The 390-nt window shown below is 73.1% G+C and carries 1 protein-coding gene; it reads right to left on the bottom strand.

Annotation, left to right across the window (positions count from 1 at the left end; translation table 11 throughout):
* Positions 1-390: biotin/lipoyl-containing protein (locus AC1DKV_RS40575; RefSeq protein WP_477139783.1), on the bottom strand; the 390-nt coding region annotated here is incomplete at both ends.

Here is a 390-nt window from a genome sequence, read left to right as displayed (position 1 = left end):
GGCCTGCGGCGCCGGAGCCGGTGCGGCGGCAGCCGGGGCCGCGGGAGCCGGCGCGCTGGCGGGAGCCGCTGCAGGCGCGGCAGGCGCGGCGCCTGCACCTTCGAGGATCAGGATCAGCGTGCCTTCGGCMACGTTGTCGCCGATCTTCACCTTGACTTCCTTGACCACGCCGGCGGCKGGCRAAGGCACGTMCATGGTGGCCTTGTCGGACTCGAGCGTGACCAGTGCGTCTTCGGCGCTGATGGTGTCGCCCGGCTTGACGTGGACTTCGATCACGGGYACGGMRTCATAGTCGCCGATGTCCGGCACCTTGACTTCGATCGGGCCCGAAGACGCGGCGGCCGGCGCGGGAGCGCTTGCCGGGGCCGGTGCCGCCACCGGGGCGGGAGC

The organism is Cupriavidus sp. 05T41 (assembly GCF_056396525.1).
This window is presented reverse-complemented; position numbering and strand designations above follow the sequence as displayed.